Source organism: Embleya sp. NPDC020630 (genome assembly GCF_044334985.1).
Taxonomy (GTDB): domain Bacteria; phylum Actinomycetota; class Actinomycetes; order Streptomycetales; family Streptomycetaceae; genus Embleya.
The window spans coordinates 80,563-107,103 of record NZ_JBIRUB010000022.1 but is presented as its reverse complement, the minus strand read 5'-3'; the positions used below and the strand labels follow the sequence as shown (position 1 = coordinate 107,103).

Sequence of the window (26,541 nt, the reverse complement as noted above, 5' to 3'; positions counted from 1 at the left end):
GGGGATTCCTCCGTCGTCACCGTGCGGCTTTCCATGTTTGGCCCGAAGAAGTATCGGTGCCCGGCATCCGATGCACTCAAGGCGCGTGGACTGCGGCTTCGCACGCGGGCGGTTTGGAAGCCCGAGCTACTGGAGTCCTTCCCTCACGGCCCGTTCATGGCTGCGGCTGACAAGATGGAACGGACGGTGGATGAGCCGCTGCCGAGCCCACCGCGCAAGGGGCGGCGTCCGCTACACGATGGCCTGCGGCAGTGGACCGAGCATGCGTTGCGGATGTATCAGGAGGCGTTCAAGGCCGACCGGGATCTTCGCCTCGCCCGCGAGCCCTGGGTCTATCGGCACTACCGCCCTACGGATAGCGGCCGCGGCGCCGTGGAGTACCGGATCATCGCCTGGGGCCGCTGCTTCGAGACGGACGATGGTCGGCTGCGCGAGCTGCGCCTGCCAGTCAACCGCCTCCGTGCGCGCAGCGCGGCGGAACGCGCGGTGGCTGCCCTGGTCGCGGCGGAGGGGAATCCGGATCCCCGGCTCGAACGGGTCAGGGTCGTTCAATTCGCCCTCTCCGACGGACGTACGGCACCGGTCTTCGACGGCACTCGGGACGAGGCGCTGGCGGCCTACCGGGCCGATGGGGTGCCCGCCGTTCGCACACTGCTCGACAGCCGGGAGTATCGGCCTGGTGCCGCCTGTGTCTCGTGTTCGGTTGCGCCGGTCTGCCCAGCGCTTCCGAGGGAAGCGGGGTTGCTTGGGATATCCGACCGGAGCCGGCCGCGCCGTAGCTGGTCCTCGACCACCGGCCGAAGGCACCAGAGCTGCCCGGCCCGCGGCTACTTGCGCGAGCTGCGGCTTCCGACTGACGACACTGTGGAACGGGGCGCCGCCGCCGAACGTGGGCGGGCCGTCCACGCGTTCCTCGCCGAGCGACACGCGCGGCAGCCGCGCACGCCCTGCACCTCTGACATCCCAGCAGAATGGGTACCTGAGGGCTACCAACTCCCTGTTGAGGAACGAGAGCTCGGTGCCGAGCTGCTGAGCCACCACGCGGAAGTATGCCCGCTACACATGGTCGGACAGCAGTCGGAGATCCGGATCGAGCCCCGGCTGGTGTTCGACGACTCTGCGGCCGACCTGCTGGTCGTGGCGGAGCCTGACCTGTTGTACCGGGACGCGGGCTCATGGGTCTGGCGGGAGACCAAAACCTCCCGCAGCAATCGCCCTCGCCGCGACGTGTTGGCGGCCTACCCCCAACTGGCCCTGGCCATCAGGATAATCGGCAAGGGCGCGCTCCCCGGCCCGCCGGGCAGGGGAAGGGTCGAGTTGGAGCTGCTGCGTCCCGGCGGCGTGGACCTGCGAATCCTCGATCCGTTCGCACCCGCGACCGGGGCCGCCGCCGAGGCGGCGCTGCGCGAGCAGGTATCGGGCTGGCACGCGGAAAGGCTCTTCGTGGCTGTCCCCGGCGCTGAGTGCGCTACTTGCGAAGTGGCGCGGTGGTGCTCGGTGCGACAGACGGCGGGACCGGGGGCGGGCCGGTGACCGAGGACGTGTCGACGGACATTGACCTACTGGTTGCGGTGGCCCGCAGCGTGATCGAACTGAACTCCGTGGCCCGGTCGTCGACGTTCCGGCTGCCCTACCCGCCGATCGTTCAACTTACCCTGGACCGCTTGGTGCTCGCGGGCCTGACCAGGGGCCTGCCGGTGCCCTCCGGAATACCAGAGCTGATGTCTTGGTGTCGAGAGCGAGAGCTGGATGGTTGGCCGCTGGCACTGCCGAGTGGTTTCCTGACCGCAGATGCCCGTCTGATCAACCCTGCAGCGGGCGAGCCGACCAGGACTTGCGCTGAGCTGGCCTCTTTCGGCCCGCAGGGCGGGCCGGAGCAGGAGGCCGAAACCCTACTGGCCGGACTTGCCAACACATGCGGCACCGTGGAGCGGTTCGCGGTGTGCCGCGACTTCCTCATCCGGCGGCCAGTCATCCTTCGCTTCGATCCGGTGGAAGTGCTGCAGCCGGCCGTGGCTCAGACCTGGAGGCTGGTCAAGGAACTCTACGGTCCCGTACCCGACCGCTTCACGATCGACGGGTTGCTGCACTGCTGCACCGGTTGTGGGCTGCTCGCGAAGTCTGCGACAACGGAAGGTCGATGGTGTGAGGGCGGGTGCCTGGCAGTGGGTCGCAAGCTTGAAGTGTCCCAGCAGCCCGGGCTGGCCCTTGCCCTGCCGTTAGCGTTGCGATTCTTTCTGGCACTTCCAGGCCGTACCGAGCTGACCGTTCGCTCCCAGCTCGCGGAGAGGGCCCGGCTGCGCCCTCTTGGCCTGGGGGTCCACTTCTTCTCCAGCCATGACGGGATGCTGCGTGCCTTTCAGGTCCACGATCGAGAGCAACCGCTGCCGGCCGCCCTACGGGCGGCGGAGGTCGCCGCCCTGCTCGGTGAGCCGTTGGACGTCGTGGTCCCGGACGGGGTGGCGGCGCGCCCTGGGTATCGACAGGACTTCGATTGTGCGGTGCCAACCGGCACCCGGGTGCGTCTGTTGTCCGCGAGCGAGTTCACCGCGCCGGAGCCGACCGGTCGAACAAGGAGGGCCCATGCGTAGCACCACCCAGTCCTTGGTCGAGGTGGTCGACCGTTTGTCGGACGCGGCCCCGCAACTGAAGGCCGCTCGGCTTGTCTCCATGTGTGAAATCGAGGTTGGGCTCCTCCTTCAAGAGACATTTGCCACCGGCGCGCCGGCAGCAGATGCCTGGACGTTGTTCAGCGGGTACCCGTTCGCGCGGGTCTCGGGAGCCGTCGACGCAGCCGGAGAACGGACCCTCCGTACGGCCCGGCATACCCTCTGGACCTGGGGCCGTCGTCTGGCCTGGACCGAGGCACTTCAGGAGTATCAGCGGATCGACCGCCAGCTCCGCGGCTATGAGGTCGCCGACCCGGATCGTCCAGCCGCTCGCCGGTCCTCGCTGTCAGTAGCACCGGATCGTTGGGAGACCTACGAGCGGCTGCTGCGCGAGGCACCGGCTTTCGCCGGACGACCCATGGCGTTTGCCAAAGCGGGACGGCACGCCTTCCCGATCGGCCGGCACCTGACTACCGTCCGGCTGCCCGAGCATGCCCTGCCGCCGCCGATCGCCCACGACCTTGCGGCGCCGCCAGTGAACGGGGGGAAGCCGTTGCACTTCCGATGGGACGACCTGCTGGAGACTGCGGCCTTCATGGACTCGGTGGAGCCAGTGAACTGGGTCGGACGGTTACGTGCGATCCATCTTTTCGACGGCCAAGGCGGGGAGTTCCGGCGCGCGGACGGTTTCGAGGTGGCGCGGCTCCAGCATCTGTTGGGCATCGTCGGCGCCGGTAAAAGCACCCTGCGGGACGTGCTGGCCGTGCACTTGGCCAGGCGGGGCCTCCGGGCAACCATCGTCATCGGAGACGTCGCCGAACAGCTCAAGCTGGTCCGGCTGTACAACACGTATGTGCCTGGGTCGGCCGCCCCGGTGCTCGGTGCATCGGGCCGTCAGCAGCACGCCGAGCGGCTGCACCGGCGGTTGATCGGACGTGGCGGGCGTAACCTACTCACCCACGACGACCCTGGGTTTGTGTACCTGAGCACGTCCTGCGCCCTGAACGCACTACGATACGCGGAGGGGCAGTTTGCCGACGACCCGCTGGGATACGGCGAAGCGCCCTGCAGCAGATTGCAACCGCCCAGCCGCCGCCGGGATTTCGCGGACGAGTCGTGGTCACGGCACCGGGTGTTTTGCCCCTTCTGGTCCGGCTGCCCTCGCCACCACAGCGCCCGCGAGCTGGTCGACGCGGCCATTTGGATCGCCACGCCTGCCAGCTTGGTCGATTCTGCGGTGCCGCATCCACAGAATCACGAGCGCATTCGCTACCTCGAACTGGCCTGCAGGCGTAGCGACCTGGTAATCGTCGACGAGGCGGACCGAGTCCAGATGCAGCTCGACCGAATGTTCGCGCCGGCCATTCCGCTGATCGGCGGCGGCCCCGATATCCGGTCCTTCCTTGACGACGTCAACCAGCACCGCATTCGTGAGCTGGCCGGCGCCGGCCGGATCCAGTTGTCCGACCGTGACGTGGAGAACTGGTCGGCCGCCGTCAACACCACGCAGACCGCGGCCGACCGCCTGGTTGCCATGTTGGTTCGGGACGTCGACCTGCGCAACTGGGTCAGGACCGGGTACTTCAGTGCCTGGACGCTCCAACTCCGCCTGCTGGAGGAGCGGTACCCACTTCCGGAGGATCGCGACGACACACCGGTCGGGGGGGTGGGACCCGACGCCGAACATCCGCACCGAGCGCCTCGACGGCGGCTCACCGAGATCCTGGACACCTTTCGGGAGAACCCGTTCGGCGACCGACGGCGACCCCTCGATGACGGTGCGGAGCTCACAGGTCTGCTCGGCGAACTCCTGCACACCAACTACCGTGAGCGCACTCGGGAGCGGCTGGAGGAGGTGCTCCGCGACCTGTTCGACCTCGACCTTCTGCTGGAACCCACTGACGAGGGCCGTGAACGGTACCGAGAACTGCGTGGGCCTGCCGCAGGCGAACTCGCATCGACACTTGGGTCGGGCGGGACAGGCCGCAGGGCCTTCGGGCGCAGGAGTAGAAAGCGCCCGCCGGAGAGCCCCGACCGGTGGCTGACCCTGTTGATGGCCCGCTTCGAGTTCACCTTGCTGCTCAGTGCACTCGAGCCCAAGCTCGCCTTGATCAACGCCATGTGGCCGCGTGTCGCTGCGGCGCTCCACCTGGGCTTCAACGAGATGTACCGCAGGCCGCTCGACTACGGCCCGATGGTGCCCGAAGCACCGATGGGCAATTTGATCGGCTTCCAGTTCGTGATGGAAGGTCCGGACCTCGGCGGAGTGCGCACTGGAGAACTACGTTTCTTCCGGTGCAGCGGGGTCGGTCGGGAACTGCTCCGGGTGATGCCCGACCTGCCCACGGTGGACGGCCGCCCTGGTACCAACGTCCTGCTGATGTCGGGCAGCAGTTGGGCTGGAAGCTCCAGCCGATATCACATCTCGGTGCCGATCGGCGTGATCATCGAGCCTGCCCCGGAGGAGCTCGACCGGATCGCTGAGCAGAGCGAGTTCCGCTACGAGTTCGTCCGTGACGGGTGCGCGTGCCGCGCGGGGTGCGAGTGCCATGAGCCCAACGAGGCACAGCGACTTTCCGGCGAGCCACTCGACCAGCGAGCGGACATTCTGCGCCGGATGGCCATCGCCCTCGGTAAGGAGGACGCCGGAATCAGCCGTCTGCGGGAGGAGTTGACGCTCCTTCCGGAGAGCCGCCGCCACATCCTGCTGCTCGTCGGCAGTTATGAGGAGGCCAAGGTCGTGGCGGACACCCTGCATACCCTCAACAAGCGCTGGAAGGGCAGGGTTCGTCGGCTGGTGTCCGACGACGACCCCGACGCCGGAATCTGGTCGGACGACGACGAGCACCACGCGCCCGTGCTGCGCCGCGGCGATGTGGAAACGCTCGCCAACACCAGCGCCGACATCCTGGTGGCGCCCCTGCTGGCGGTGGAACGCGGTCACAACATCCTCGACCTCGACCGCAACCACGCCGCGATCGGGTCGATCTACTTCCTTGCCCGGCCCAATCCGCGACCTGACGACCTTGGTCTCGCCGTGCACGCAATCAACGACTGGATCGTCCGGGCCATCGACGGGGGCGAGTTTGCCGACTGGGTCCGGGCTGAGCCCACTCTGGGCCTCGGCGCCCGCAAGGTCAGGGATTTGGCTCGCTCGCAGTGGTATCGGGTGCTCGCCAGGAGCATGGCATGGAGCCGGCTGGGCGACGACCGAGAGCAGGTCACCTGGGACCTGCTCGTGCTGATTTGGCAGGTGATCGGCCGCTCCGTGCGGGGTGCGGTGCCCACCCGAGTCGCCTTCGTCGACGCCGCATTCTCGCCCCACCTGGCCGCCGGTCAGACAACCAACCAGCCGGACACCCCGAAGACCAGCCTGCTGCACAGCATCCATGCCGTATTGGAGCCCTACTTCACCCCGGACGCCCCCGTACCTGCTGCCGACCGCTACATCGTTCAGGCGCTCTACCGGCCGATGTGGACAGCCCTCGACCGATGCCTTGCCCAGTCTTCCGACAAAAGGAACACCACGTGTACCGCCTGATCAGCACCACCGCCTACGAACCGGATCCGCAGGCCGGGCCCTGGACCGAGCAATACCGGGCGATCAGCTTCCCCGAGGAATGGCGGACCGAGTTCATGGACCTCTATCGGCGACAGTGGCGCCGGGAGCAACCGGTGGGCCTGCCGATCAGAAAGCTCAACGACCTGCTGCGAGCCACCGCCCCGGGTCTGGTGGCCACCGGCCGGGGAGCCGGAAGCACTGCCGAGGTGCCCTGGTTCTACGCGTCCGAGGAGATGCCCGCCGAGCTGGTTACGCCGCTGCTGGCCTCCTGGGTGCTAACCCTGCCGCCGGGCGCCGACCCCGACGTCGAGCGTGCGGCCGACCACCGGGTGGCTCTGGACCGAGCACTGGCGCTCATCGATCAGCATGCCCCGCGATGGCAACATGAGGCCGTGGACCTTACGTCCGCGGAATTGTCCCCCGGCGGCACAGCCCAACCCGACCGCAGGCTCTACCACCTGCTGCCAGAGTGGATCGGTGCCAGGCTCGCCGCCCGCCCGCTCCACCTGAACGGCGTCGACCTCTCCTTCCGGCTGGTAACCCGTGACCAAGGGGTCGAGTTGGTCAGCTGGCCGCCGCAGAGCTACACCCGGGGAAAGCGCGTCTGGTACTACTCAGGGCTGGTGACCGTCACCGTGCAGACGGTTCCGTTCGCCGCGCGCTTTCGGGTGCACGTCTCGTACGGAATCCGCCGCTGGGCCACCGGCTCGCCCGTTTGGCTGCCAGAGGGCCGCGGCGCGACCGTCCTGCTCGATGCGCCGCTGCCGTGGCCTGGCGCCGACGGTCCGCGCTGGCGGCTCACCGCCAACTCCCTGGTCTTCGACCGCCGCCTTGGCATGCTTGCCTGGAGCCGGAAGAGCCTGGTCGACCTGCTGCCAGAACTGGACGTGCTGCGCGCCTACCCGAAGCCGGCTGAGTTGGTTGCAGACCCGGTCGACTGGATCGAAGGCCGGGACGGGGTCGCCGCAGGCATTTTGCACAGCACCACGATGGGCCGGCACGGTGTCGGAACCGGACTCATGCCGCTAGAGCGGTCGATGCTCGATCGCTGGGTCGAGGAGGGACTTCGACCCGTGCTGCGCCGGGTGCCCGACCTCGGACGCGCGCACCGGAAGTCCAAGCCCGCCCTACTGCCCGCCGCGCAGACGAAGGACCCGGAGGAGCTGAAGACGCGCTCCCGGTACCGCGTGCAAGCCCGGCGCGACGCAGTGCGCGCGACACTCGACGGGCAGCCGCTGCTGGTGGACTTGCTCTGGCAGACGGAGGAGACCCGGGACGAGTTGGTTGCGGCACTTCGTGAGTGGCTGGAGCTCCCTGTCGGATCGGGCGGAGCGGATGGCGACCAGGAGTGGCACGACGGTGATCTGCATGTCGTGCTCCGCTCCCGGCCACTCCGTGCCCTGGGCGCACCACTGGAGATCGCCCGGGAATCCGGCCGATCACGAGCCCAGGCGCTGGCGGAGGCCGTCCGGGCGCGCGCCGCATTGACGGTCGCCCAGCTCGGTCCCCGAAGCGGCCCGGTGGGGCTTGCGATCATCGAGACGCTGGGTCCGGAGCGATTCTCGGCGCAGGACTCCGATCCCAAGTCCGCGCTGCGCCACGGTTGCGCGTCGGCCCGCCGGGTCAGCCAGTTCATCGTCGTACCGGAGGACGCCGAAGGGCCTCTGGCTCAGCGCGCCCGGTCCGCGTTGGCCGACGGGATGCGCCAGCTCGGTGCCGTTGTCCCCCCGGACCAGCGGCTGGACGAGGAACTGGCGGACGACCTCCAGTATCTCGCGGTTTGGCACGTGCGGCGGCAGGCCAACGGGCCGACTCGGCAGGCCGGACGGCACTTGGTCGCCCTCCGGATCCGCCCACGAGATCCGGTGCACCCTGTACGTGGCTGGGACGACGCCCGCAAGGAGTGGGTGCCTTACGCCCGGCTGCTGCTCACCCTCGCTGCCGATGGTGCTGCGACGAGAACCCGATTCGGTCGCGCCGCCTCGACCACCGAGGAGCGGCGCGACGAGGTCGAGCGCCAGATCAGAGCATTGCTGTACCAGGTGCGCGACCGGCCGACCCTGCTCCTTGTGAACAGCGGCAACCTGCGTGAGGTGTGGCCCGGACTGAATAACGGGCAGCTGGTCAAGGACATGCTCACGTTCGATGGGGAGCCGCCTGCCCGGCTCGCGCTTCACGGGGAGGACCTGCGTGTGGTGCTGCTCCGCGACGCCAACAGCCGTGGCGAGACGCCCCAGTGGTACGCACCAGGTGAGACTGAGGTGGAAACGCCGGGGTTCTCCGCAGGTCTCTGGGCAGCGCGGGAAGCGGATGCCGATAATCGGGTGTTCGTCAGCACGGTGGGCAAGCCGCCGACTGCGGGCACGGTGCGCCGCGACCTCCGCAAGCTGGTTCCGGACAAGAACTGGCCGCATGGTCCCGCAGCGACGGCCTGGAATCCCCAAGCCTTGGAACTCACCGTTTTGGGCTGCCTGTCCGAGGCAGCCCTGGCGGCTGCCGGACGCACCGGCATGAGGTCGGACCGGCCCGCAGTGGTCGCTGCTGCTGCCCACCAGTTGCGCTTCCACGACGATTACCACCCGCTCTCCCGGCCGCTCCCGTTGCACCTGGCGAATCTGGCTGAGGAGTACGTCCTGCCGCTCGCCCCGGCACCGGCTCCGTTGGCCGAGCAGAACCGCGTGTAGCAGCCTGCGGGCAATGCCGGCTGCTCCGCGACTTGTCCAAGCCGTGGAGCAGCGCTCGGTCGTTTCCACCAGGCGTCTGTGAAAAGTCCGAGTTCTACACCGGCGAGAAGGTTCCTGATCATCAGGAGCCCCAACGTGCCCCCAGTTTGTCGGGGGCGGATGCGCGAAGCGCTCAAGGAGGTTGGTGAGACGCTCGGTGGCAGTTGCGTCAGGCCAGTCATCGGGTCACCAAGGGTGGGCCACCCGACCCAGCGCTTGATCAAGGTTGCTCACAGCCGGAGTGAGTGCTGTACCTCGCGCCGGCAACGCGTCAGGGGCCGTATCGGATCTCTCTGATACGGCCCCTGACGGTGGTCGGGGTGGCGGGATTTGAACCCACGGCCTCTTCGTCCCGAACGAAGCGCGCTACCAAGCTGCGCCACACCCCGATGCTGCGCGTTCAGCTTAGCGGGTCGGGGGCCTGAGGCGAAATCCGGTTTAGCGCGGGGGCGGGGCGGCGGTGGCGCCGCCGGACTGACGGGGGGTCAGGGTGAGGAGGGTGGCCTCCGGGGGGCAGGCGAAGCGGAAGCGGGCGTAGCGGGAGGTGCCGCAGCCGGCGGAGACGTGGAGGTAGGCCTCGCGGTCGGCGGACAGGTGCTTCGAGAGGCCCTTGGCGCGTTTGCGGTCGAGGTCGCAGTTGGTGGTCAAGGCGCCGTAGAAGGGGACGCAGACCTGGCCGCCGTGGGTGTGGCCGGCGATCACCAGCGGGTAGCCCTCGGCGGTGAAGGCGTCGAGGGCGCGCAGGTACGGCGCGTGCACCACGGCCAGCGAGATGTCGGCGCTGCGGTCGGGGCCGCCGGCCACCTGCTCGTAGCGGTCCCGGTCGATGTGCGGGTCGTCCAGGCCGACCAGCTCGATGTCCAGGCCGTCCACCTTGAGCCGGCCGCGCGCGTTGTTGAGGTTTGCCCAGCCCGCCGCGTCGAAGCCGTCGCGCAGGTCGGTCCACGGGTTCTCCCGGCCGAGCCGGCGGGTGCCGTCGTCACGACGCAGGTAGCCCGTGGGGTCCTTGGGGCGCGGGCCGAAGTAGTCGTTGGACCCGAACACGTACGCCCCGGGCCGACCGAGCAGCGGGCCCAGCGCGTCCAGCGTCTCCGGCACCGCCTCGGGGTCGGACAGGTTGTCGCCGGTGTTCAGCACCATGTCGGGGTGCAGCGCGTCGAGGCGGCGCAGCCACTCCTGCTTGCGGCGCTGACCGGACACCATGTGGATGTCGGACACCTGCAGGATCCGAACCGGCCGGGCGCCGCGCGGCAACACCGGCACCTCGACCCGGCGCAGACGGAACGAACGGGCCTCGTAGGCCGCCGCGTAGGTGAGGCAGGCGGCCCCGGTGGCGGCTACGGCTAGGGGAAAGGCTGAACGCGGTCGCATCCCTCCATGCTGGCAGAGCCGGCCGATGCTCGGCAGTCTCGGCGGCGCACCCGACGTCGCGGGACGGCGGTCGGGCCCGGGCGAGAGTGGTCGCGACGCACTCCGAGCGCGGTAATTCGGTACGGGCACGCCGGTCACGGCTGCGACACTTGACCCCATGAGCACCCTCAAGAGCCGTTTGCAGAGCGACCTGACCGCGGCCATCCGGTCCCGTGACGAACTGGTCTCCTCGACGCTGCGCCTCACCCTGACCGCGATCACCAACGAGGAGGTCGCGGGCAAGATCGCCCGCGAGCTGTCCGACGACGAGGTGCTGAAGGTCATCGTGCGCGAGGCCAAGAAGCGTCGCGAGGCCGCCGAGGCCTTCGCGAACGGCGGCCGGACCGAGTCCGCCGCCCGCGAGCGCGCCGAGGGCGAGGTCCTGGCGGCCTACCTGCCGGCGCAGTTGTCGGACGACGACCTCCGCGCGATCGTCGCCGACGCCATCGCGCAGAGCGGCGCCGCCGGCCCGCAGGCGATGGGTCAGGTCATGAAGGTGGTCCGCCCCAAGATCGGCGACCGCGCCGAGGGCGGCCGGATCGCCGCCGAGATCAAGAGCCAGCTGGCCGGCTGACCACACAGCGCCGACCGCACAGGCCCGACCACACAGCGCCGACCGCACAGGCCCGACCACACAGTGCGGACCGCACCGGGCGGACCGCACCGGGCGGACCGCACAGAGCCGGTCCCGCGCCCGACCCCGGGCACACCCGCCCGACCCCCGCTCCACACGCCGATGGTGGTGCCCCCGAACACATCGGGAGCACCACCATCGACATTTCCATGAGCGATCACGAGCGACTACGGGGGCCTACGGGCGATCACGAGCGACCCCGCGACCACCCCCACTCAAAACCCCCCGAAATCCCCACCCCCGATATCCCCCGTGCTCGGCGGCCGAGTGTGCCCCGGCGGCCGCGGCGTCTCCGGAGGCTTGGTGGCACCGCCCCCGCCCGTGGTCGGCGTGGTCGGCGGCGTCACCGGCGGAGTCCACGGCGGCCACGGCGGCCGAGTACTCCCGCCACCCGGCGGCCGGTTCTGGTCGCGCGGGTTGGGCTTGCCGTCGTCCGGCTTCTTGTTGGGATCGGGCTTCGCCGGGATCGCGCCCGGGGGCGGGGCGGCGAAGTCCGGCGCGTCCACACCCTTGAGCGCACCCGACATCGCGCTCTTCCAGATCGGTCCGGGGACCTGTCCGCCGTAGACCTTCTCGTACGTGGTCCCGGCGATCTTGATGTCGACCATCTCGACATCGTTCTTGGCGCCACCGATCCACACCGCGGTGGACAGGTTCGGCGTGTAGCCGACGAACCAGGCCGCCTTGCGCTCGTTGGTGGTGCCGGTCTTGCCCGCGTTGTCGCGGTCCTTGAGGCCGGCCTGGGTGCCGGTGCCGTCCTCGACCACACCCTTGAGCAGGGTGTTGATGGTGTCCGCGGTGGACTGCTTCATCACCTGCTTGCAGCCCGCCTGGGGCACGGACAACTTGGTGCCGTCGAGCTTGGCCACCTCGGTGACCGCGATCGGCGTGCAGTACACCCCGCGGCTGGCGAACGTCGCGTAGGCCGCCGCCATGTTCATCGGCGCGATGGTGTTGGCGCCGAGCGTCATGCTGGGCACCTGCTTCAGCGCCTCGCCGTTGCCCTGGTGCACACCCATCTGATCGGCCAGCGTCGCGATCGGACACAGCCCCACGTCCTTGGACAGCAGGACGAAGTAGGTGTTGATCGACTTCTCCAGCGCGGTCTGCATGTTCCAGGTGCCGGTCTCGCTGCGGCTCTCGTTCTGCGGTTGGTACTTGGGGTCGCGCGTCGATTCGCCGCAGGTGCGGAACTTCTCCTTCCGCATGTCGATGTCGTAGCCGGTGGAGTATTCCTGGTCCACCTTCATCCCGTTCTCCAGCGCCGCCGCGGCGGTGATGGGCTTGAACGTGGACCCGGTCTGGAAGCCGTACGTCGAGCCGCCCATGTTGTGGTCGACCGAGTAGTTGAGCGTGGTCTCGTAGTCGCCGAACCCGTACGGCCGGCTCTGCGCCATCGCCTTGATCTTCCCGGTGCCCGGTTCGACCATGACGACCGCGTCGGCGACCGGGTCCTTTTGCAGTACACCCTTGGTCGCGGCGGTGTAGGCCGCCTTCTGGGCCTTTCGGTCCAACGTGGTGGTGATCCTCAGGCCGCCCTCGCGCCACATCTTGTCGCGTTCGTCCTTGTTCGCGCCGAACGCCGGGTCGTTCTTGACCACCCGTTCGACGTAGTCGCAGAAGAACGCGGCACCGTCGATCTGGTCGGCGGTGATGCAGCCGTTGGGCAGCGGCTGGGTCTTCAGGTTGAGTTCGGTCGCCTTGGCCGTGTCGGCCTCGGCCTGGGTGATGACCTTCACCTCGGCCATGCGCTGCAACACGACGTTGCGCCGATCCCGCGCGGCGTTCGGATAGCCGATCGGGTCGTACGCCGACGGCGCCTGCACCACGCCGGCCAGGGTGGCCGCCTCGGGCAGGGTCAGATCGGCGGCGTGCTTGCTGAAGTAGCGCTGCGACGCGGCCTCGACGCCGTACGCCTGGCGGCCGAAGAAGGTGATGTTGAGATACCGGGTGAGGATCTCGTCCTTCGACAGCCGTTGCTCCAGGCCGATCGCGTACTTCAGCTCCTTGATCTTGCGGGAGACTTCCTGGGCCTGGGCCTTGGCCACCTTGGCCGGGTCGTTGCCGGCCTCCTCCACGAAGATGTTCTTCACGTACTGCTGGGTGAGGCTGGATCCGCCCTGCTTGGATCCGGTGCCACCCGACTGCTGGTTGCGCAACAGGGCACGCAGGGTGCCCTTGAGGTCGATCGGACCGTGCTCGTAGAAGCGCGAGTCCTCGATCGCCACGATCGCCTGACGCATGATCGGCGCGATCTGGTCGAAGTTCCTCAGGATGCGATAGCGGTCGTAGACCATCGCGAGCTGGTTGCCCTCGGAGTCGAGGATGTACGACGGCTGCGAGAGGAACGGTTGATCCAGATCGCCGGGCAGGTCGTCGAAGTTTTCCGACGCCGCCTTCGCGGACAGGCCGAGGCCGCCCACGAACGGCAGCGCGACTCCCGCGACCAGGGCGCCGGCGAGGATGCTCGCACCCACGAACGCGGCGAACCGTCCCACGAAGCCCAGCGGGGATCGTGGACGGTACGAACCGCGTTTCGGGCGGGCCGAGCCGGAGGAAGTTCGGGCCATGGGCGACAGCCTACGTGCCGAAACACCCTACGCGGCGAAGGGACTTCGCCTAAGCTGGCGGAGCAGCCGGGGGATTCGTGTCATCACGCATTTCACTCTTTGGAGTGAAAGCGGCCGGATGTCGGGTCCTGCTGCCGTCTCTCGTGCCTCCGACGTGCCCTCTTCTGAGTGAAGCCCGGACCCAAAGCGCAAGAGCATTCACCCGGACGGGTGGGTCCATATTTGCGCATAGTCCTTCCGGGCCATCGATGACTGCCCGCGCAGGGGCTGTTGCGCGTGCCCAGGGTTTCGTACCGTCCTGCTTGGCATCGGGAATTCCCGGCGCCGCCGTTGGGGGAGCCTCGAAAATCGGGAGAGGACGGCACCAGCATGAGCTGGGTTACCGACTGGAGCACGCAGGCCGCCTGCCGGAGTACCGATCCGGATGAGCTGTTCGTGCAGGGGGCGGCGCAGAACCGCGCCAAGGCAGTGTGCACCGGATGTCCGGTCCGCACCGAGTGCCTGGCCGACGCGCTGGACAACCGGGTGGAGTTCGGCGTCTGGGGCGGCATGACCGAGCGGGAGCGGCGCGCGCTGCTGCGCCGCCGGCCGATGATCACCTCGTGGCGTCGGCTCCTCGAGACCGCGCGCGAGGAGTACGAGCGCGACATCCACGGAGACGAGGAGTTCCGGGTCGCCGGCTGAACACGTGTCGGCACACGTGGCGCAACACGTGTGGACGACCCGAGGTCGGCACCTTCGAACACCGCCGTATCCGCAACGCCATCGCGCGCGCACGTCACCGCCCGCCGGGGCCGGGAGTCAGGCCCGGGTCCCGGCGGGGTGGCGACGAGACGTCGGGCGGTGGGTCACCGCGGTCCGGATCACCCGGGCCCGCGGGTCCGGCCCGGCCGCGAGGTCAGCCGGAGCCCAGGCTCTCGCCGATGACGCGCAGACCTGCCAGGTCGTGCACGTCTCCGGGCAGCGCCGGGACCTCGGTCACCCGTACCTCGGGGTGGATCGACGTGAAGCGGGTCCGCATGCGCTCCTCGCGGTCGATCACCCGCAGCCGCTCGGCGTGCAGCGTGAGCAGCCCCGCGACCAGCCGCAGATCGGCGGGCTGCGGTGCGTCGTCGGCCGATTCCCCGTCGGCGGGGTCGTCGAGGTCGTCGGCCCGCTCGGTCAGCGACTCGGCCGCCGCCAGGCTCCGCTCCGCGGACAGCCGCCCCGCGCTCGTGGCGTGCACCCGGTTGAGCACCAGGCCGGCCAGCGGCATGCGCTCGGTGCCGAGCCGGTCGACGAAGTACGCGGCCTCGCGCAGCGCGTCCTTCTCCGGCGCGGCGACCACCAGGAACGAGGTGCCCCGGGCCTGGAGCAGCTTGTAGGTCGCGTCGGCCCGCTTGCGGAAGCCGCCGAAGGTGGTGTCGAGCGCGGCGACGAAGGTCTGGATGTCGGTCAGCAGGTGGGCGCCGACCACCTTGCTCAGCGCACCGGTCATCATCCCCATGCCCGCCGACAGGAACTTCAGCGCGCCGCGTCCACCGACCTTGGCGGGGGCGGACAGTATCCGGATCAGCCGGCCGTCCAGGAACGAGCCGAGACGCTGGGGGGCGTCCAGGAAGTCGAGGGCGGAGCGACTCGGCGGGGTGTCCACCACGATCAGGTCCCACTCGCCGGTCGCGTGCAACTGGCCCAGCTTCTCCATCGCCATGTATTCCTGCGTGCCGGCGAAGCTGGAGGACAACGACTGGTAGAAGGGGTTGTCGAGGATCTGCTGCGCGCGCTCGGGGTCGGCGTGTTGTTCGACGATCTCGTCGAACGTGCGCTTCATGTCGAGCATCATCGCGTGCAGGCTGCCGCCCTTGGTCTCGTCGACGTCGACGACCCGGCGGGGCGTGTTGTCCAACTCGGTCAACCCCATCGACTGGGCCAGTCGGCGCGCCGGGTCGATGGTCAGCACCACCACGTCGCGACCACGCTCGGCCGCGCGCAGCCCGAGCGCCGCGGCCGTGGTGGTCTTGCCCACGCCGCCGGAGCCGCAACACACCAGGATGCGGGTGCCCGGGTCGTCGAGCAGCGCGTCGATCTCCAGCCTGTTCATGCCATCCCCTGCTCGCGCAGCGCTTCGGCGAGGCGGTACAGACCGCCCAGATCCATCCCGTCGGCCAGCAGCGGCAGTTCGTAGACCGGCAGATCCAGGCCGCGGACCAGGGCCCGGCCGGTGCTCTCCAACTCGATCCGGCTCGCGTGCTCGTCGGCCTCGCCGAGCAGCGAGGCGACCAGCGGCCGGGTGGGCTTGATCCCGCCGGCGAGCAGCCCGGCCTCGAGCAGCTCGGGCGTCAGCCGCCGGCCGGTGTCGCTCTCGTCCTCGGCCTGGAGCGGCGGGCGGGCCATGTTGATCACCACACCGCCGGTGGGCAGGCCCGAGGCGCGCAGTTCGGCGACACCGTCCACGGTCTCCTGGACCGGCATCTCCTCGAGCAGGGTGACCAGGTGCACCGCGGTCTGCGCCGAGCGGATCACCCCCATCACCGCCTCGGCCTGGGTGTGGATCGGACCGAACCGGGCCAGCCCGGCCACCTCGGTGTTGACGTTGAGGAAGCGCGCGATGCGCCCGGTCGGCGGCGCGTCCATCACCACCGCGTCGTAGGCGAACGCCCCCTGCACCCGTCGCCGGGCCGACTCGCACGCCTTCCCGGTCAGCAGCACGTCGCGCAGACCGGGCGCGATGGTGGTGGCGAAGTCGATCGCGCCCAGCTTCTTCAGGCCCTTACCGGCCCGGCCCAGGTGGTAGAACATGTCGAGGTATTCGAGCAACGCCTCCTCCGGGTCGATCGCGAGCGCGTACACCTCGCCACCACCCGGGGCGACCGCGATCCGGCGGTCCTCGTAGGGCAGATGCGGACAGTCGAAGAGCTGCGCGATGCCCTGCCGTCCCTCGACCTCGACCAGCAGCGTGCGCCGCCCGCCGGTGGCCAGCGCCAAGGCGAGGGCGGCGGCCACGGTGGTCTTGCCGGTGCCGCCCTTGCCGCTGACCACGTGCAGGCGCACGCCTTCCCAATCGGCGTCGCCGTCGGTCGTGCGTGCGCCCGCCGGCCACGTGGTCAACGCAGCCGCCCGGCGGGACGGGGCGGCGCGCTCGGCTCGGGGCGGCGGCATGCCCGGATCCCTGCCCTCGAAGGCTTGCGCCATTCGGCCGCACGCGTGCAACCACCGGACCCGTGTGACCTCGCACCCAAACTCACGAGTCGAGCCTAACCACCCGCTCCCCGCCCGGTCGGAGGTGATCCCCCCGGGGTGACCCGCGTCACGTCACCGTCGACCGAACGGCGTAGCGCGCTTCCTTGTACGCCCCCGTCTCCAGGATGTCCCCGAGCACCCGCGCGGCCTCGACCACGTCGGCGTGTCCGATGTAGAGCGGGTTGAAGCCGAAGCGCAGCACGTCCGGCGGTCGCACGTCGCCGATCACCCCGCGGTCGATCAGCGCCGCCATCACCGCGTGCGCCTCGGAGTGGCGCACCGCGACCTGGCTGCCGCGCCGCGCGTGCTCGGTCGGGGTCAGCGTCTCCAGGCCCAGGTCGCCCACGCACGCGATGAACAGGTCGGTCAGCGCCAGGCCCTTGGCCCGCACCTCGGCCATGGACACCCCGTCGTAGGCGTCGAGGGCGGCCTCCAGGGCGAGCATGGACAGCAGCGGGGGCGTGCCGATCCGGGCCCGCTCGATGCCGGGCGCCGGGGCGTAGCCGGCCTCCATGCCGAACGGGTTCGCGTGCCCGTGCCAGCCGGTCAGCGCGGGCTCGAACGCGGCGATGTGCCGCTCGGCGACGTAGACGAACGCCGGCGCGCCGGGCCCGCCGGACAGGTACTTGTAGCCGCAGCCCACCGCGAGGTCCACCTCGTGCGCGTCCAGGTCGATCGGGAACGCGCCCGCGGAGTGGCACAGGTCCCACAGGGCCAACGCGCCGGCGGCGTGCGCGGCGGCGGTCAGGCCGGGCAGGTCGCGCAACTCGCCGCTGCGGTAGTCGACGTGGTTGTACGCGATCACCGCGATCGTGTCGCCGTCCGCGCGCAACACCTCGGCCGCCTCGCCGACCGGCACCCGGCGCACCTCGGCACCGAGCAGGCCGGCGATCGAGTCGGCCAGGTAGAGGTCGGTCGGGAAGCTGTCCGGGTCGGCCAGCACCACGGTGCGCCCCGGGCGCAGCCGCAGCGCGCCCGCGATCGCGTTGAAGATCTGTACCGACGTCGAGTCGCCGCAGACCACCCGGCCGGGCGCGGCGCCGATCAGCGCGCCGATCCGGTCGCCGATCCGCGCGGGTGCGCCCCACCAGTCGTTGGCGTTCCAGGACCGGATCAGGTCCGTGCCCCACTGCCGGTGCACCGCGTCCCGCAGCGCCTCGGGCACGCCGGCGGGCAGCGCCCCGAGCGAGTTGCCGTCGAGGTAGATCACACCCTCCGGCAGCAGGAACCGCTCGCGCACGTGCGCCAGCGGATCGGCGGCGTCGAGCGCGGCCGCGGTGGTGCTCCGCCCGGCCGCGAGGCCGGCGGTCGAGCGTTGGTCCGACGAATCGTCGGCGACCGTGTTCAACGAGGAATCCGACATGCTCCACCAGTCTTTCGATGAATCAGGACTTCGATGGTTCGACCAAGGTGCGCATGGTCCACAACTCGGGAAAAACGCGCACGCGTACGGTCTGTGCCAACCAAGAAGCACCGGCCGAACCGCCCGTTCCCGGTCGGTTCCCCAGCGCTCGCAGTGTGGCGGCCAGATGCCGCTCGCGCCAGCGGGTCCAGCGCTCGGAGATGTCGGTCAACACCTCGCCGAGAGCGACCAGATCGCGCACCCCGTCGGTGTAGGCGCCCGCCCACGCGCGTTCGACGTCCTCCGTCGGCTCGTAGGGCCGGCTCGGGTCGGACCGCCCGCTGGCGGCCTCGCACCGGCCCCGCCGGGCGAGCAGGTCCAGCGCGTGGTCGTACAGGCTCGGCGCCCGCAACGCCCGGTCCAGCTCCGCGTGCACGTCCGGGGTGCCCACGTAGCCCCGCAGCACCCCCGCGCGTTTGATCCCGAGCAGGAACTCCAGGTGCCGGTACAGGTACGACTGGAAGCCGGACGCCTCGCCCAACTCCTCGCGGAACGCGCCGAACTCGCCGGGGGTGAGCGTGGCGAGCAGGTCCCACGTGGACACCAGCACGTCCAACTCGCGCACGCTGCGCCGCAGCGTGTCGGTCGCGCCCGCCACGTCGTCGGCGTCGAGCCGCTCGCCCGCGATCGTCCATTCGTGCCGGAGCAGCGCGAACAACAACTCCATCACCTGGGACGCGATCAGGAACGACATCTCGGCGGGCACGTCGGTGCGGGTGCGCTGGAGGGACAGCAGGGTGTCGAGACTCGCGTAGTCCGCGTAGGGGATCGCGCCGGCCGGCCGCGCGTTCGGCGGGTGGACGCCGTGCGTCGGTTCGCTTCGGGGCGTCGATGCGCCGATCGCCATACGTCCACCTCTCGCGCCGGGCCCGCCGGGGGCCGGTCGGGGAGTGCCCACATGCAATCGTGCGACGGCTCGGTTGGGAATGGGCGTCGAACCTCGGAACGGCCGATTCGGTTTACGCTCGCAACGTGTCGGACGACATACCCTCACGATCGTGAACGGAGGGCGAACATGGACGCGATCGACCGCAGACTGCTCGCCGAACTGCAACGCGACGCCCGGACCTCGCTCAACGAACTGTCCCGGCGGATCAACCTCTCCGCGCCGGCGGTGGCCACCCGGGTGCGCCGACTCGAACACAGCGGCGTGATCACCGGCTACCACGCGCACGTGGACCCGGCGGCGGCCGGCCGCGGCGTGGTCGCCCTGGTCCGGATGAACTGCTACGGCCCGGGCTGTCTGCTGCGCCGCGACGCGGACACGGTGCGCGAATGGCCCGAGGTGCTCCAGGTACACCGGGTCACCGGCGACGCGTGTTGCCTGCTGATGGTCGCGGTCGCCACGATGGTCGACTTCCAGGTGCTCATCGACCGGCTCGCCGAGCACGGCAAACCCTCCAGCACGATGGTGTTGTCCTCGCCGGTGGCGTGGCGCCCCGTCGAACCGCCGGACGTGTCGGTCTAAAGTCTGGACCCATGACGAAGTGGGAATACGTGACCGTCCCCCTGCTGGTGCACGCGACCAAGCAGATTCTGGACAACTGGGGCGACGACGGCTGGGAACTCGTCCAGGTGGTGCCGGGCCCGAACCCGGAGAGCCTGGTGGCCTACATGAAGCGGGCGAAGCAGGTGGCGTCGTGAGCGAGGTACACCCCGAACAGCGCATCACCGACCTGGGCCTGACGCTGCCCGGCGTGGTGCCTCCGGTCGCGGCCTACGTGCCCGCGGTCCGCACCGGCAATTACATCCACACCTCCGGCCAGCTGCCGATGATCGAGGGCAAGCTGCCCGCGACCGGCAAGGTCGGCGCCGAGGTCACCGCCGAGGAGGCGAAGGACCTCGCGCGGCAGTGCGCGCTCAACGCGCTCGCGGCGGTCAAGGCCGAACTCGGCGACCTCGCGCTGGTGCGCCGGGTGGTCAAGGTGGTCGGCTTCGTGGCCAGCGCCCCCGACTTCACCGGGCAGCCCGGCGTGATCAACGGCGCCAGCGAACTGCTGGGCGAGGTCTTCGGCGAGGCCGGCCGGCATGCGCGCAGCGCGGTCGGCGTGGCGGTGCTGCCGCTCGACGCCCCGGTCGAGGTGGAGATCCTCGTCGAGGTGGTCTGACCCGAACGGCGCGCGTCCCCGTCGAGGTACGCGCGGAGCGGACCCGCACCCGAAAGGGGCGGGTCCGCTCGGTTTCGGGGGGTCAGGGATGGAACTTGACTCGGTCAGGCGTACGATCCGGCGCATGGCCGAAACGGGGAGTACGCAAGCCGGGAGCGCCCAGCCGGGCATGCCCGCGTCCTGGACCGAGCGGGCCCGCGCGATCATCGCCGGCGAGGCCGAACCGGTGCCCCCGCGCCGCGCGGCGACCGTGGTGCTGCTGCGCGACCGTCCCCGAGGGCCCGAGGCCTACCTGCTGCGCCGGCACACCACGATGAAGTTCGCGGCCGGGATGTACGCCTTCCCCGGCGGCGGGGTCGACCCCCGCGACGCGGACCACTCGCCCGCCTGGGCCGGGCCCGAACCCGCCGAGTGGGCCGAACGGCTGGGCACCACGGTCGCGGAGGCCCGCGCCATCGTGTGCGCGGCGGTCCGGGAGACCTTCGAGGAATCCGGCGTGCTGCTCGCCGGGCCCGACCCGACCACCGTCGTCTCGGACACCACCGGCGCCGACTGGGAGGCCGACCGCGCCGCGCTGGTGGCCCGCGAGCGCACCTTCACCGAGTTCCTGGCCGGCCGCGACCTGGTGCTGCGCTCCGACCTGCTCGGCGCGTGGGCGCGCTGGATCACCCCGGAATTCGAGGACCGTCGCTACGACACGTGGTTCTTCGTCGCCGCGCTGCCCGCCGGCCAACGCACCCGCGACGTCTCGGGCGAGGCGGACCGGGTCACCTGGGCCCGCCCCGCCGACGCGCTGGCCCAACACCGCGCGCAGGAGATGGCCATGTTGCCGCCCACCATCGACACGCTGCGCCACCTGGCCGAACTCGCCGACCCCGCCGCCGCGCTGGCCGCCGCCGCGGACCGCGAGATCAGTCCGATCATGGCGCGGGGCCGCTTCGACGGAGACCGCCTCGTGCTCGAATGGCCCGGCATCGCGGATCCGTTCGGTCTGCGCTGACCCCGCGTCGGCGCCCCGGGGGCCGATACGCAACGATCCACCGTTCGGTCCCGGGCACCCGAGGTACAGGATGGCGACCATGAACGCACAGCCCCTGCCCGGCAACCCCCGCGCGAGCATCGGCGGACCCGCGAGCGCGCGGGTGACCTGTCTGCTCGCGCCCAACCCGAGCGTGATGTCGCTCGACGGCACCAACACCTGGATCGTGGCCGAACCCGGCGCGGACACCGCCGTGGTGATCGATCCGGGCCCCGACGACGAGGGCCATCTGCGCGCGATCGTCGCCGCGGTCGAGGCCGAGGGCCGCCGGGTGGGCCGGATCCTGCTCACCCACGGCCACCCCGATCACTCGGCGGGCGTGGCGGGCCTGAAGGCGCTCACCAACGCGGTGGTGCACGCGGTCGACCCGCAGTGGCGCTACGGTGGCGAGGGCCTGACCGACGGGCAGGTGATCGACGACGGCGGGCTCGATCTGCGCGTGCTGGCCACCCCCGGCCATTCGGGTGACTCGGTGTGCTTCGTGGTGGCCGCGGACCGGTTCGTGATCACCGGCGACACCGTGCTCGGCCGCGGCACCACCGTGGTCGCGCATCCCGACGGCCGCCTGGGCGACTACCTGGACTCGCTGCGCCGGCTGCGCACGCTGGCCGAATCCGGCGAGATCACCGCCGTGCTGCCCGCGCACGGCCCGATCCTGGACGACGCGGCCGGCGTGCTCGACTTCTACCTGGCGCACCGGGCGGCCCGGCTGGCCCAGGTCGAGGCCGCGGTCGCCGCGGGCGACACCACCGCCGAGGAGGTCGTCCGGCGGGTCTACGCCGACGTGGACCGGGACGTGTGGTGGGCCGCCGAGCTGTCGGTCCGCGCCCAGCTGGAGTATCTGGCCGAGCGCGCCGACGCCTGAGCGCATCGACGCCTGAGCGCACCGCCGCCCGAACACGACCGTGGGCCCGCCGACGGCGGGCCCACGGGTCGATGTGTACGCAGTGCTAGCGCGAGCGGCGCGACAACCGCTCGACGTCCATCAGGACCACCGCACGCGCCTCCAGCCGCAGCCAACCCCGGCTCGCGAAGTCGGCCAGCGCCTTGTTGACCGTCTCCCGCGAGGCGCCGACCAGCTGGGCCAGCTCCTCCTGGGTGAGGTCGTGCGCCACGTGGATGCCCTCGTCGGCCGGCACGCCGAACCGGCGGGACAGGTCGAGCAGCGCCTTGGCCACCCGGCCGGGCACGTCGGAGAAGACCAGGTCGCCCAGGCTCTCGTTGGTCCGCCGGAGCCGACGGGCTATCGCCCGCAGCAGTGCCGCGGCGACCTTGGGCCGACCGGTCAGCCACGGCTGCAGGTCGGAGTGGCCCAGGCCGAGCAGCCGCACGTCGGTCAGCGCGGTCGCGGTCGCCGTACGCGGTCCGGGGTCGAACAGCGACAACTCGCCGAACATCTCGCCCGGGCCGAGCACGGCGAGCATGTTCTCCCGGCCGTCGTTGGAGCTGCGGTGCAGCTTGATCTTGCCCTCGATCACCACGTAAAGCCGGTCGCCCGGGTCACCTTCGTGGAAGAGCGAATCCCCGCGCTCGAGCCCGACCTCCGTCATGGAGGCCCGCAGCTCGGCGGCGTCCTCATCTTCGAGCGCCGCGAACAGCGGAGCCCGCTGCAAAACGTCGTCCACGAGGTTCCTCCTAGGCCGGCCTGGTCGACACCAATGAAGCCGGACGGTCAAACAGTGCGATCGGTCACAGTCTGACGCACCGGTACCCGCAATCATCACGCGGGGTGGCCTGGATCACGAACGGGCGGATCCACAGTAACCGGACATGTCGCTCCTGTGATCGAGCGTGTGCGGACTGCTCGACCGTAGTGCCCGCGCATCTGCGTACTCTGGCCGGGTGTCGAGCAACGTGACGGAGCCCGCGCCGCGCGGGTCGCGGAGCACCGCGAAGGTCGTGAAAGCCACAAAAGCCGGGAAGGGCGAGTCCCGCTTGGCCCTGGTGCGCCGTGCGCGCCGGATCAACCGCGAACTGGGCGAGATATACCCGGGTGCGCACTGCGAACTCGACTACGGCGACGCGTTCCAGTTGTTGGTCGCCGTGGTGTTGTCCGCGCAGACCACCGACCGCCGGGTCAACACGGTCACCCCGGCGCTGTTCGCCCGCTTCCCCGACGCCGCCGCGATCGCCGCGGCGGAGCCCGCGGAGCTGGAGTCGATCATTCAGCCGACCGGGTTCTTCCGGGCCAAGACCCGCTCGGTACAGGGTCTGGCCCAGGCGCTCCTGGACCGCTACGCCGGCGAGGTGCCGGGGCGGCTCGCCGACCTCGTCACCCTGCCGGGGGTCGGCCGCAAGACCGCCAACGTGGTGCTCGGCGAGGTCTTCGACGTCCCCGGGATCACCGTCGACACCCACTTCGGGCGACTGGCCCGCCGCTTCGGGTGGACCACCGACGACGATCCGGTCCGGATCGAGAAGGAGGTCGGCGCGCTCTTCCCGCGCCGCGACCTGACCCTGCTCTCGCACCGGGTGATCTTCCACGGCCGCCGGGTGTGCCACGCCCGCCGGCCCGCCTGCGGGGCGTGCGCGATCGCGCCGCTGTGTCCGGCCTACGGCGAGGGCGAGACGGACCCGATCAAGGCCCGGGCCCTGCTCAAGTACGAGATGGCCGGACAGCCCGGCCAACGGCTCAAGCCGCCGGCCAAACCGGTGCTGGCCCCACCGACCGAGCAGGCCGAGCCGACGCGGGACGCACCGAAAGCACCGAAAGACGAGGGGGACGCCGGGTGACGCAGACCGGGACCGGGATCCAGACGTGGGCCGAGGCCGACCTGCCGGAGTGGCTGCGCCCGGTGGCGCGCGCCGCCCGGTCGGTCAGCCCCGAACAGCTCAGCCGCTTCCTGCCGCCCGCCGAGGGCGGCCGGCGCTCCGCCGTACTGATCCTGTTCGGCGAGGGCCCCGAGGGACCCGATCTGCTGCTGCTCCAGCGTGCCGCGACGCTGCGCTCGCACGCGGGCCAGGCCGCCTTTCCCGGCGGCTCGGTGGATCCGGGCGACGAGGGGCCCGAGGGCACCGCGCTGCGCGAGGCGCAGGAGGAGGTCGGGCTCGACCCCGCCGGGGTGCGGGTCTTCGGCCGACTGCCCGACCTGTACATCCCGGTGAGCAACTTCGTGGTCACGCCCGTGCTCGCCTGGTGGCACCGGGAGAGCGAGGTGGCTCCGGGCGCGCCGGAGGAGGTCGCGCGCGTGTTGCGGGTGTCCATCGCCGAACTCGCCGACCCGGCCAACCGGGTCCGGCTGCGGCATCCCGGCGGCCACCTGGGACCGGCGTTCGAGGTGCAGGACCTGGTGGTCTGGGGCTTCACCGCGGGGCTGATCGACCGGGTGCTGCACCACACCGGCTGGGAGCGGCCGTGGGACCCCCGGCGCGAGATCACCCTGTCCGACGCCGAGGACCGACTGGCCCGGCGCGGCTTCGACCCCTACGAGGAAACCGCCTCCGAACCCGGGGTTTGATTTGTTGGGCGCTTCGCGCCGGCCGGCGGAGGTGGGTCGTGTCCGCAGCATCACGCCGGACCGAGATCGTGTCGGCGGCGATGCTTCTTGTTGGGCGCTTCGCGCCGGCTCGCGAGGGGCCACTTTTTTCTCTCCCCCGCTGTGCTCCTCCGAGAAAAAAAGTGGCCCCTCGCTCGGGGCCGGTGTCCCTCCGCTTCGCTCCGGGTCACCGGCCCAAAACTCGCGGCTCCGCCGCTCTCCGCGCTTCGCGCGTCGATCACGCGGGTGGCCTGAGGCGTGGGCGCTGACGCGCCACGGGGGTGGCGGGCGGGGACGCCCGGCTCGCGGAGGGTGGGCTGATGGTGCGTCAACGGCGGTTTCGTATGGCTGTGTCACCGGTGTTCGACGAAGCGGCACGGCTGCGGACAGCGCGGGCTCGCACGTGAGAACGTGAGCGCGTGAATGTCCTGGACCTGTTGCTGCTCGCCGCCGCGGTGGCCTTCGCCATCTCCGGATACCGGCAGGGCTTCATCGTCGGCGTGCTCTCGTTCCTGGGCTTCATCGGCGGCGGCGTGTTCGGCATGTGGCTGGTGCCCTCGCTGCTGAACCGCTTCGAGCCGGGGCTCGGGCCCTCGATCGCGGCGATCTGCGTCGTGCTCGTGCTGGCCACCGCGCTCCAGGCGTTGACCACCGCGGCCGGCAACCGGCTGCGCCGCCGACTCACCTGGCGACCGGCGCGCCTGGTGGACGCGGCGGGCGGCGCGATCGTGAGCGTGTGCGCGCTGTTGATCGTGGTGTGGCTGATCGGCTCCTCCGTCGCGGGCGCGTCGATGCCCACCGTCTCGCGCGAGGTGCGCTCGTCCCAGGTGCTCGGCGGCGTGCAGAAGGTGTTGCCCCGGGGCGCGGACACGTGGTTCTCCTCGTTCGGCAACCTGCTCGACCGCAACGGCTTCCCACAGGTGTTCAGTCCGTTCGTGCGCGAGGACATCCCGCAGGTGCCGCCGCCGGACCCGAAGTTGTTGTCGATGCCCGCGGTCCGGGAGAGCCAGGACAAGATCGTCAAGATCGTCGGCACCGCGAAGAGCTGCGGCAAGGTGATCGAGGGCTCCGGCTTCGTCTACGCGCCGCAGCGGGTGATGACCAACGCCCACGTGGTCGGCGGGGTGCGCAAGCCGAACGTGCAGATCGGCGGCGAGGGCCGGGAGTACCCGGCGGAGGTCGTGCTCTACGACTGGAAGCGCGACATCGCGGTGCTCAAGGTGCCCGGGCTCAAGGCCACCCCACTGCTGTTCGAGCCCAAGGTGGAGAGCGGCGCGGACGCGATCGTGGCCGGCTTCCCGGAGAACGGCGCCTTCCACGTCGAGGCCGCGCGCGTGCGGGCCCGGATCCAGGCCGGCGGTCCGGACATCTACAAGCGCGGCACGGTCAGTCGCGACGTCTACTCGCTCTACGCGAAGGTCCGCCAGGGCAACTCCGGCGGACCGCTGATCTCGCCGAACGGCAAGGTCGCCGGGGTGATCTTCGCCAAGTCGCTCGACGACGAGTCCACCGGATACGCGCTCACCGTCGAGGAGGTCCGCGCGGACGCCGAAGCCGGGGCGGTCGCCGACCGCCCCGTGGACACCCAGAGTTGCGCGATGTGACGTCGAACCGACGGGCCGCCGGAGCGCGGCGGCCCGTGACGGGTCAGCGGGGGAAGCGCAGACGCAACGTCAACCAGCGTGCTCGCCGGCGCAATATCCCCATCAGCCCCGGGAAATGATCCCCCCGGTCGGCAACCGCGCCGGCCGGCGCCCCTCGCTCGTGCTCGAACCCTTGGGTACCGGTG

General features: G+C 70.5%; 21 protein-coding genes and 1 tRNA gene. 14 read left to right on the top strand and 8 right to left on the bottom strand.

Features of this window, described 5'->3' with window-relative positions; all coding sequences use genetic code 11:
- Positions 1–156 precede the first annotated feature (156 nt).
- Genes ACH4XV_RS41030 through ACH4XV_RS41015 form a run of 4 tightly spaced genes read left to right on the top strand, consistent with a single transcriptional unit; the run spans position 157 to position 8,855 of the window.
- Positions 157–1,533: a PD-(D/E)XK nuclease family protein gene (locus tag ACH4XV_RS41030; RefSeq protein ID WP_395798463.1), complete on the top strand. Its 1,377-nt coding sequence runs from the start codon at positions 157–159 to the stop codon at positions 1,531–1,533.
- The gene (locus tag ACH4XV_RS41025) at positions 1,530–2,591 is read left to right on the top strand and encodes a hypothetical protein (protein WP_395798461.1); all 1,062 of its coding nucleotides are present in this window, start codon (positions 1,530–1,532) and stop codon (positions 2,589–2,591) included. Before ACH4XV_RS41030 ends, ACH4XV_RS41025 begins: the two co-directional genes overlap by 4 nt.
- Positions 2,584–6,150, top strand: a complete 3,567-nt coding sequence (locus ACH4XV_RS41020) for a hypothetical protein (RefSeq protein WP_395798459.1) — start codon at positions 2,584–2,586, stop codon at positions 6,148–6,150. Before ACH4XV_RS41025 ends, ACH4XV_RS41020 begins: the two co-directional genes overlap by 8 nt.
- The gene (locus ACH4XV_RS41015; RefSeq protein ID WP_395798457.1) at positions 6,138–8,855 is read left to right on the top strand and encodes a pPIWI_RE module domain-containing protein; all 2,718 of its coding nucleotides are present in this window, start codon (positions 6,138–6,140) and stop codon (positions 8,853–8,855) included. Before ACH4XV_RS41020 ends, ACH4XV_RS41015 begins: the two co-directional genes overlap by 13 nt.
- A gap of 351 nt (positions 8,856–9,206) precedes the next feature.
- On the opposite strand, the gene ACH4XV_RS41010 is transcribed toward ACH4XV_RS41015, so the two are convergent.
- Together ACH4XV_RS41010 and ACH4XV_RS41005 are read right to left on the bottom strand one after the other, a co-directional pair.
- Positions 9,207–9,283, bottom strand: a tRNA-Pro gene (locus ACH4XV_RS41010).
- A gap of 49 nt (positions 9,284–9,332) precedes the next feature.
- Positions 9,333–10,265, bottom strand: coding sequence for a metallophosphoesterase (locus ACH4XV_RS41005; protein WP_395798455.1), 933 nt, complete (start codon positions 10,263–10,265; stop codon positions 9,333–9,335).
- A gap of 157 nt (positions 10,266–10,422) precedes the next feature.
- Here ACH4XV_RS41005 and ACH4XV_RS41000 point away from each other — a divergent pair, with 157 nt between their 5' ends.
- Positions 10,423–10,878, top strand: a complete 456-nt coding sequence (locus tag ACH4XV_RS41000; protein WP_395798453.1) for a GatB/YqeY domain-containing protein — start codon at positions 10,423–10,425, stop codon at positions 10,876–10,878.
- Positions 10,879–11,153: 275 nt separating this feature from the next.
- On the opposite strand, the gene ACH4XV_RS40995 is transcribed toward ACH4XV_RS41000, so the two are convergent.
- Entirely contained in the window at positions 11,154–13,508 is a 2,355-nt protein-coding gene (locus tag ACH4XV_RS40995) for a transglycosylase domain-containing protein (protein WP_395798451.1), read from the bottom strand.
- A 369-nt stretch (positions 13,509–13,877) separates the two neighbouring features.
- On the opposite strand from ACH4XV_RS40995, the gene ACH4XV_RS40990 reads away from it, so the two are divergent.
- Positions 13,878–14,192, top strand: a complete 315-nt coding sequence (locus ACH4XV_RS40990) for a WhiB family transcriptional regulator (RefSeq protein WP_020554910.1) — start codon at positions 13,878–13,880, stop codon at positions 14,190–14,192.
- 214 nt (positions 14,193–14,406) lie between these two features.
- Here ACH4XV_RS40990 and ACH4XV_RS40985 read toward each other — a convergent pair whose 3' ends face one another.
- From ACH4XV_RS40985 to ACH4XV_RS40970, 4 genes are all read right to left on the bottom strand, one after another.
- Positions 14,407–15,588 (bottom strand): ArsA family ATPase, encoded by a 1,182-nt coding sequence (locus ACH4XV_RS40985; protein ID WP_395798449.1) that lies wholly within the window; start codon positions 15,586–15,588, stop codon positions 14,407–14,409.
- Positions 15,585–16,646 carry an ArsA-related P-loop ATPase gene (locus ACH4XV_RS40980; RefSeq protein WP_395798447.1) on the bottom strand — a complete coding sequence of 354 codons (1,062 nt, stop codon included), beginning with the start codon at positions 16,644–16,646 and terminating at the stop codon, positions 15,585–15,587. The genes ACH4XV_RS40985 and ACH4XV_RS40980 overlap by 4 nt, the downstream gene beginning before the upstream one ends.
- Positions 16,647–16,794: 148 nt before the next feature.
- Positions 16,795–18,090, bottom strand: coding sequence for a kynureninase (kynU, locus tag ACH4XV_RS40975; RefSeq protein ID WP_395798445.1), 1,296 nt, complete (start codon positions 18,088–18,090; stop codon positions 16,795–16,797).
- 22 nt (positions 18,091–18,112) lie between these two features.
- Positions 18,113–18,976: a tryptophan 2,3-dioxygenase gene (locus tag ACH4XV_RS40970; protein ID WP_395798444.1), complete on the bottom strand. Its 864-nt coding sequence runs from the start codon at positions 18,974–18,976 to the stop codon at positions 18,113–18,115.
- A gap of 168 nt (positions 18,977–19,144) precedes the next feature.
- Between ACH4XV_RS40970 and ACH4XV_RS40965 the strand changes: the two genes are divergently transcribed.
- From ACH4XV_RS40965 to ACH4XV_RS40945, 5 genes are all read left to right on the top strand, one after another.
- Positions 19,145–19,597 (top strand): Lrp/AsnC family transcriptional regulator, encoded by a 453-nt coding sequence (locus ACH4XV_RS40965; RefSeq protein ID WP_379998882.1) that lies wholly within the window; start codon positions 19,145–19,147, stop codon positions 19,595–19,597.
- Between the two features lie 11 nt (positions 19,598–19,608).
- Positions 19,609–19,773 (top strand): hypothetical protein, encoded by a 165-nt coding sequence (locus ACH4XV_RS40960; RefSeq protein ID WP_395798442.1) that lies wholly within the window; start codon positions 19,609–19,611, stop codon positions 19,771–19,773.
- Positions 19,770–20,237: a RidA family protein gene (locus ACH4XV_RS40955; RefSeq protein ID WP_395798440.1), complete on the top strand. Its 468-nt coding sequence runs from the start codon at positions 19,770–19,772 to the stop codon at positions 20,235–20,237. Before ACH4XV_RS40960 ends, ACH4XV_RS40955 begins: the two co-directional genes overlap by 4 nt.
- 124 nt (positions 20,238–20,361) lie before the next feature.
- Positions 20,362–21,237, top strand: coding sequence for an NUDIX hydrolase (locus ACH4XV_RS40950; protein WP_395798438.1), 876 nt, complete (start codon positions 20,362–20,364; stop codon positions 21,235–21,237).
- A gap of 79 nt (positions 21,238–21,316) precedes the next feature.
- Positions 21,317–22,141 carry an MBL fold metallo-hydrolase gene (locus ACH4XV_RS40945; protein WP_395798436.1) on the top strand — a complete coding sequence of 275 codons (825 nt, stop codon included), beginning with the start codon at positions 21,317–21,319 and terminating at the stop codon, positions 22,139–22,141.
- Positions 22,142–22,226: 85 nt separating this feature from the next.
- On the opposite strand, the gene ACH4XV_RS40940 is transcribed toward ACH4XV_RS40945, so the two are convergent.
- Positions 22,227–22,901 (bottom strand): Crp/Fnr family transcriptional regulator, encoded by a 675-nt coding sequence (locus ACH4XV_RS40940; protein ID WP_078976497.1) that lies wholly within the window; start codon positions 22,899–22,901, stop codon positions 22,227–22,229.
- A 217-nt stretch (positions 22,902–23,118) separates the two neighbouring features.
- Here ACH4XV_RS40940 and nth point away from each other — a divergent pair, with 217 nt between their 5' ends.
- From nth to ACH4XV_RS40925, 3 genes are all read left to right on the top strand, one after another.
- Complete coding sequence (gene nth, locus ACH4XV_RS40935) at positions 23,119–24,009, top strand: endonuclease III (RefSeq protein WP_395798434.1); 891 nt, start codon at positions 23,119–23,121, stop codon at positions 24,007–24,009.
- Positions 24,006–24,734, top strand: coding sequence for an NUDIX hydrolase (locus tag ACH4XV_RS40930; protein ID WP_395798432.1), 729 nt, complete (start codon positions 24,006–24,008; stop codon positions 24,732–24,734). Before nth ends, ACH4XV_RS40930 begins: the two co-directional genes overlap by 4 nt.
- 437 nt (positions 24,735–25,171) lie before the next feature.
- Positions 25,172–26,356: a MarP family serine protease gene (locus ACH4XV_RS40925; RefSeq protein WP_379998894.1), complete on the top strand. Its 1,185-nt coding sequence runs from the start codon at positions 25,172–25,174 to the stop codon at positions 26,354–26,356.
- Positions 26,357–26,541 lie beyond the last annotated feature (185 nt).